This window comes from Sulfitobacter sabulilitoris (genome assembly GCF_005887615.1).
Lineage (GTDB): Bacteria > Pseudomonadota > Alphaproteobacteria > Rhodobacterales > Rhodobacteraceae > Sulfitobacter_E > Sulfitobacter_E sabulilitoris.
Genome location: NZ_VANS01000015.1, coordinates 1 through 5,961 on the forward strand (window position 1 = coordinate 1; position 5,961 = coordinate 5,961).

7 protein-coding genes are annotated in these 5,961 nt (G+C 53.4%); 6 read left to right on the forward strand and 1 reads right to left on the reverse strand.

All coding sequences use genetic code 11. From position 1 onward, the window contains the following. Positions 1 to 806: 806 nt before the first annotated feature. From FDT80_RS18735 to FDT80_RS18970, 6 genes are all read left to right on the forward strand, one after another. Positions 807 to 1,310, forward strand: coding sequence for a TIR domain-containing protein (locus tag FDT80_RS18735; RefSeq protein WP_138663854.1), 504 nt, complete (start codon positions 807 to 809; stop codon positions 1,308 to 1,310). Between the two features lie 116 nt (positions 1,311 to 1,426). Further along, a complete protein-coding gene (locus tag FDT80_RS18740; RefSeq protein WP_138663855.1) occupies positions 1,427 to 2,863 on the forward strand; it encodes an SIR2 family protein in 1,437 nt (478 codons plus the stop codon). Between the two features lie 150 nt (positions 2,864 to 3,013). Next, a complete protein-coding gene (locus tag FDT80_RS18745; protein WP_138663856.1) occupies positions 3,014 to 3,592 on the forward strand; it encodes a toll/interleukin-1 receptor domain-containing protein in 579 nt (192 codons plus the stop codon). Positions 3,593 to 3,937: 345 nt separating this feature from the next. Further along, a complete protein-coding gene (locus FDT80_RS19015; protein ID WP_138663857.1) occupies positions 3,938 to 4,123 on the forward strand; it encodes a hypothetical protein in 186 nt (61 codons plus the stop codon). A 38-nt stretch (positions 4,124 to 4,161) separates the two neighbouring features. Next, the gene (locus FDT80_RS18755; protein ID WP_138663858.1) at positions 4,162 to 5,454 is read left to right on the forward strand and encodes a DUF6538 domain-containing protein; all 1,293 of its coding nucleotides are present in this window, start codon (positions 4,162 to 4,164) and stop codon (positions 5,452 to 5,454) included. Next, entirely contained in the window at positions 5,451 to 5,627 is a 177-nt protein-coding gene (locus FDT80_RS18970; protein WP_170311944.1) for a hypothetical protein, read from the forward strand. The genes FDT80_RS18755 and FDT80_RS18970 overlap by 4 nt, the downstream gene beginning before the upstream one ends. Before the next feature lie 49 nt (positions 5,628 to 5,676). Here the strand turns inward: FDT80_RS18970 and FDT80_RS19020 are convergent. Continuing rightward, positions 5,677 to 5,961, reverse strand: a 285-nt coding sequence (locus FDT80_RS19020; protein WP_212733866.1) for a hypothetical protein, incomplete at its 5' end; no start/stop codon positions are given.

Here is a 5,961-nt window from a genome sequence, read left to right on the forward strand (position 1 = left end):
AACGGGCTTCTCCTAGGGGAGAGGCTACTCGGGTTCATGATTTTCCCAAAGTTGGTTTTGAGCACCACTGAAGCCGCCTCACTCGTTTCGTCGCCATCGGTGTCATAACCGGCGCTGTATCAACCCGCAGCATCTCGACATCGGGGAGCGGCGTGGCACCCTGCATGACGAGATTGATCGCCGCGCCAACGGTGTTGACTGGTCGATGTTGAGGTAGGTGGCTATGCAACCTTCCGCGACCGGTGTTTAGGCGACCCGCGCCAGCCGAACAGGGTGCCGGGGCATAAACGTGGGGCATTYCCGGCGACGGGGGTGTCCCGGGTGCTTRSTTCKWTGCTGACGGTGGTGGTGGCTGGGATGGTAGGAAGCCTTGCGCCCCGTTGATCGGACTCGATTTTTCCCACCCGTGGCCGAACCTGGGGCAGTTACTGGGGCGGAATGGTGGCTGGTGGTTGGGGGTCGGTGAATAGGGGCGGAGAGTGTGAATTCGCTGCAGGTGCTCCAAAATCACGCGATGTGCAGTAAGCGGACTCCGATCAGGAGTTGGACAGAGACAAGGCCAGATAGGTAATGTGGCTTTGTCTCTTGAGGAGATGTGTGCGAGATAGTTTGCATTGGTCGCAAAGGGTGTTCCTTGATGGAATGCCTTAATCGCTGACTAGACCGACAAAAAAAACTCGAAACGAGCTAAACCACGGTATGGCTGCGGTACGAGCAGGATATCCTTATCTGTTCGGGAAATTGATGTTTCACTATTTAAGCAAAACAGGTAGTTTGAAACGACTTGGCAATAGGAGCGCAGATTAATGGCTAGAAAAGTCTTTTTTTCTTTTCACTTCGACAATGATTACTGGCGGACGCAGACCGTTCGAAATATGGGGTCTCTTGACGGGCAAACCCTTGCAACTGCAAATAAATGGGAAGAGCTGAAGCGTACGAGCGACCAGGCTGTTCGTGATTGGATCACTTCCAATATGAAGGGAAAGTCCTGCTTGGTCGTTCTAAACGGATCAAGCACGGCGGGCAGGAAGTGGATTAACTACGAAATTAAGAAGGCATGGGAAGATGGGCGCGGTGTGGTCGGTATCCATGTTAATAAGCTAAAACACAGCGATGGAACACAAAGTCAAAGAGGCTCAACTCCATTTTCTAATATTACCGTGAACGGGTATAGCCTTGCAGGGATACCGAAGCTTTGGATTCCAGGTGGTAGCACAAGCCAAGAAGCCTATGACTCCATTTCAAAGCATATTGGGGGTTGGATCGAAGAAGCTATTCGGATTCGCAAGCAATATACCGGTGCGCTCTGAATAATATTTGCTCGAGTATATCGCCTCCCAAATCCTAAGGGATGTAAGTTTCGGGAGTTTGATCCGGTCGAAAAGTTCACCGAAACTTTCTGACATTTTTTTAATAAGGAAATGGAATGCCACTTTCAGCTGCAGTGAGCGCCTTCTGTAGGAAATATGCCCGAGACATGGCCGATGGAACGGTAGCGGTTTTTGCAGGCGCTGGCCTTTCTGCTTCGGCAGGTTACGTAGATTGGCAATCTCTTCTTGCACCGTTCGCCGATGAGCTCGAACTGGACATCGAGCGGGAGAGCGAGCATCTCGTGCGCTTCGCACAATTCTCCCTTAACCATAAGATGGGGAACCGCGCACACTTGAACGACGCCCTTATCTCGGCATTTCCGAGCCTGACCAGTCCGTCTGTAAACCACGAAATACTGGCGCGACTACCCATCAAAACATTCTGGACCACCAACTACGACAAGCTGATTGAAAAGGCTCTCGAGCAAGCGCGCAAGAGTGCCGACGTGAAGCACACAGACGGCCAATTGCCGACAGCAAAGCCTAAACGCGACGCTGTCGTCTACAAAATGCATGGCGACGCCGAGCATCCTCAGGAGGCGGTGCTCACTCGCGACGACTATGAATCCTATGGGCAGAGACACATGGGCTTTGTGAATGCTTTGGTGGGCGACCTAACTGGCAAGACTTTCCTATTTATCGGCTTCAGCTTCACAGATCCCAATTTAGACCAGATCCTGTCCCAACTCCGGCTGCGATATCAAAGTGCGCAACGTGAGCATTTCTGTCTGATGAGGGTTCCCCAACGTAGCACGTTTGATTCTGACGAGGACCACGCCTATGCCAAGGTGCGGCACCGTCATTTCGTGGCCGACCTTAAGCGCTACAATGTAACTGCATTGGAGATAGACGATTTCGAGCAGATCACTGAGGTACTGCTCACTATTGAGAAACACTACAGGCGGCGATTGGTTTTTGTATCAGGAAGCGCCAGCACCTTTGATCCTTGGGGCGAAACCGCAGTAAATGGTTTCTTCCGTGACCTAGGCGCAATTTTGATCGACAACCAGTTTCAGATCGTTAGTGGCTTTGGGCTCGGCGTGGGCAATTCCCTGATCAGCGGTGCGATTGAAAAAGCCTATGCTAATCGAAACATGAAGCTGGATAACTTCCTCCAAGTACGCCCTTTTCCACGCGATATCGCCGACCCCAAAGAACGCGCGGTCATCTGGGAGCGATATCGAGAAGAACTTCTATCCTTGCCGGGAATTGCTGTGTTTTTCCTTGGAAATAAGGAAGTAGGGGGCGAGATCGTACCAGCAGATGGCGTACGAAAGGAGTTTGAGATCGCGACCGCTCAGGGCTTGGTAACCTTGCCAGTGGGCGCCACTGGTTCGATGGCGGCGGATTTGTCGTCGGAAATGCTTTCAGATACGGATAATTTCTCTCCGACGCTCGTCGAGTCCCTCAGAACCCTTCATACACCTGTCGATGATCTCCGTACCTTATTGCAGCCTATCATAAATGCGATCAAGGCGCTTGCTGATGAATAAGATCGATTTCGGTAGTATGAATGGCATTCAATTCGACCGCTCTTCTAGTGATAATAGACTTGCACTCGGGCTATTTCGGTTTGGCGCTTCCGTTGAAAACAATGGTAGATGCCAAGTGAGTAATAAAGACTACGCGGCTAGGGAAAGTTAATGACTACATTCACCGAGAGCCAGATGCGACAACGAGCGCGCAGCAAGACTGGAGGCTTCAGAGACGCAACGACCGTCCTTAAAGAAGAAGTTGCATCTGCGAACAAGATGTCTAGCTTTGACATCTTCCTCAGCCACTCGACGTCTGACGCGCAAATCATACTTGGTGTAAAGGGAATCCTCGAAGACTATGGCAAGACCGTCTACGTCGACTGGCTGGAAGACCCTCAACTTAATCGACGCCATGTTACAGCGGCAACAGCCGAAGCTATACGAAACCGGATGCACCAGTGCAGTTCGTTAATTTATGTACATAGCGAAAATTCAAAATCATCGAAATGGATGCCTTGGGAGCTGGGTTATTTCGATGGTTTCAGCGGTGCCATAGCCATTTTACCCGTAACCAAGAATGGCGAGAGCTTTACGGGCCAAGAATATTTGGGAATCTATCCTTACATTGATGAAGCGCCACGCATAAGGAGCCCGACGAAGGAAATTTGGATAAACAAGGGCGTTAACGAATCAAGAGCTTGGGATACTTGGCTCCGCAACCCACGAGCTTTCAGGAAGACTGGGTGACTGCCAGAGCGCTGTACGTATAATGAAAGTCCAGTTCCGAGAAATCGGATGGTGGCGTTTTGGCGCTTCGAATGTCCGCTAATGGGCCGGGGATGTTGATCTCAAGTTCAAATTCCATTGGTCTATTGGGCTTCGATCAGATGACCACGCCCCGCATCTCCACCCCAAAACTGAGCAAACCTCCGTATCTAAATCGATAGCAATCGATGGAGGTTTCTCATGCTTTCCCAGTTACTTAAACTTATCTTTAGCTCCCCGAAGACCCCTAAAAAGAAGATGTCCTGGAGCGATGACATCCTCATCCTGTTCTTCGTCTTTGTCCTCGCCGCTTGGTTCGGCTGAGCGATGGCACCAGACCTCAAAGAAGGCACAGTCGTAGTCATCCACGCCTTTGACGACGTCCCGGAGCATCTGTTCCGCGTCTCCGAAGTTCACGACGACTGCATTACCGGCCACGCTCTCACCGGACCACTGGCAGGCGAATACGGCGAACCGCCGCTCGACCTGATCGTCAGGGTCCACGAGGCCTAAGGCCCTTTCCCAACAAGCAAGACAGAAGGAGGAGACGTATGTCTGCTCAGATCAAGTATGCGTACTTGAAGGGTCATACGTGGCTCTATCGGCGCAACTACCCCAAGGACGTGGCGATGGTTCTTGGTCAACAGGCAATGAAGCAATCGCTGAAGACAGGAGACGCCAGCACCGCCCGGGTCAGAGCGGCAGAGACCAATGGTCGGTATGAGACGATGGTGGCGCAGGTCAGGGGGCGCTCTGAGGAGCTCCTTAGCACCGCCTCAACCAGCCAATGGGCCGAAGCACCGGAGACGATACTTGACCGGCTACGGGCCACTCTGGAGCAGTCTGGAGCAGTTGCGGGACGGTCGGAGTTCAGCCGCATCAAGCCCCCCAAGAAGACCCCGGTCAGGGAGGTCAGCAAGGCCTATCTGGGACGGCGAAGTAACGAGCTGCGGCCCGGTGGGTTCAAGTCCGTTCGATATTCTGTTGGGCTGTTCGTCTCAAAGTACGGGGATCGCTCGGTCTGCAGCTTAACCCGGGCTGACGGTCGTCAATTCCTGACGTTGATTTGCCAGTTATCACCGATGATCGGCAAGTCGGAGGCGACCCGAGGGCTGAGCCTTGACCGGCTTGTTGCCTTCTCGGCGCGTGGGTCAGCGCGGATAACAGTTCGGACACAGAAGCGGATCTGGTCACAGGTCAATCACTTCCTGGACTGGCTGGTCTACGAGGGGCATCTGGGGCAGAACCCCTTCCGCACAGTACCGTTCGATCAGAAGGTGCGACCTCAACCCTACGCTGTCTTGACTGACGGCGAGGTGACGTCTCTGCTGTCGGCACGGGACGACCTGCTGCAGACGATCCTGCTGACCTGTCTACTGACGGGAATGCGATCAGGGGAAGCCGTGGGGTTGCTGCGAGAAGACCTCGTGTCCAAGGGAAACCTCGGGACGTTCGTTCATGTGCGGCCAAACACTCTGAGACTATTGAAGACCGACGCGGCGGAGCGGCTGGTGCCGGTGCATCCTGTTCTGGACGATCTGTTTCGTGCGCTACCGTCCACCGGCCCACTGTTCCCCGAGTTAACAGTCAACCTCGTGACCAAGCAGTTCGCGGTGTTGCGCCGTCGGTTGGAACTGGCTCGTCCAGGGCTGGTGTTTCACTCCACCCGTAAGTGGTTCATCACCCAGTGCGAGCGAACAGGTGTCCCTGAACATTGGACGGCATCACTGGTCGGGCATCAATCCGCTCGGTCAGAGAACGGGATAACCTATGGCATCTACTCTGCCGGTATCTCAGACGACCAGAAGCGGTCGATCGTCGATCAGATTCGGTTGCCGACATGATGGTTCCTCCCAACATCGAAGAGTTCGAGGAGCGGGCTGCTATCGTTCAGTTCGACGGACGGCTGACCCGGTCAGAGGCGGAAGATGTCGCTGCTCAGGCTCAGGGCTACACCAACGCTGATCGATACTGGCAGTGGCTGGCTGACTACGTCGTCAATCGGCGCTACCCCTAGAAAACCCTCGGCTGGCTCACGCTGGCCGGGGGTGCCTCACTTTGTTTTTTTATTCGAGCTCTTCACCGTCGCTCCACCACATTATCCCGTCCATCGCCCGACTTGCCGCATCAGACGTACCCTCTGAAGCCCAGTCCCAAAAACCACTTAATGACGTTTGAGTTCCAACGAGGAAACCTGTCCAATCTATATCAGGGACTTCTATTGATTTTATGTCTTCCAGGGTCGGCGTCAGATCTTTTGCCTTGGCCCAGGCTCTTCCGGGTGAACCCTTTGTTGTTTCCCAAATCTCATGTCGTGTTGGCACTCGCATCGAACATACCGTGATGTCCTC

What these genes read in the sequence shown, in the direction of transcription:
- FDT80_RS18970 (WP_170311944.1), top strand. Translation starts at nt 5,451, where the DNA reads ATGATGGTTCCTCCCAACATCGAAGAGTTCGAGGAGCGGGCTGCTATC.
- FDT80_RS18740 (WP_138663855.1), top strand. Translation starts at nt 1,427, where the DNA reads ATGCCACTTTCAGCTGCAGTGAGCGCCTTCTGTAGGAAATATGCCCGA.
- FDT80_RS18735 (WP_138663854.1), top strand. Translation starts at nt 807, where the DNA reads ATGGCTAGAAAAGTCTTTTTTTCTTTTCACTTCGACAATGATTACTGG.
- FDT80_RS18755 (WP_138663858.1), top strand. Translation starts at nt 4,162, where the DNA reads ATGTCTGCTCAGATCAAGTATGCGTACTTGAAGGGTCATACGTGGCTC.
- FDT80_RS19015 (WP_138663857.1), top strand. Translation starts at nt 3,938, where the DNA reads ATGGCACCAGACCTCAAAGAAGGCACAGTCGTAGTCATCCACGCCTTT.
- FDT80_RS18745 (WP_138663856.1), top strand. Translation starts at nt 3,014, where the DNA reads ATGACTACATTCACCGAGAGCCAGATGCGACAACGAGCGCGCAGCAAG.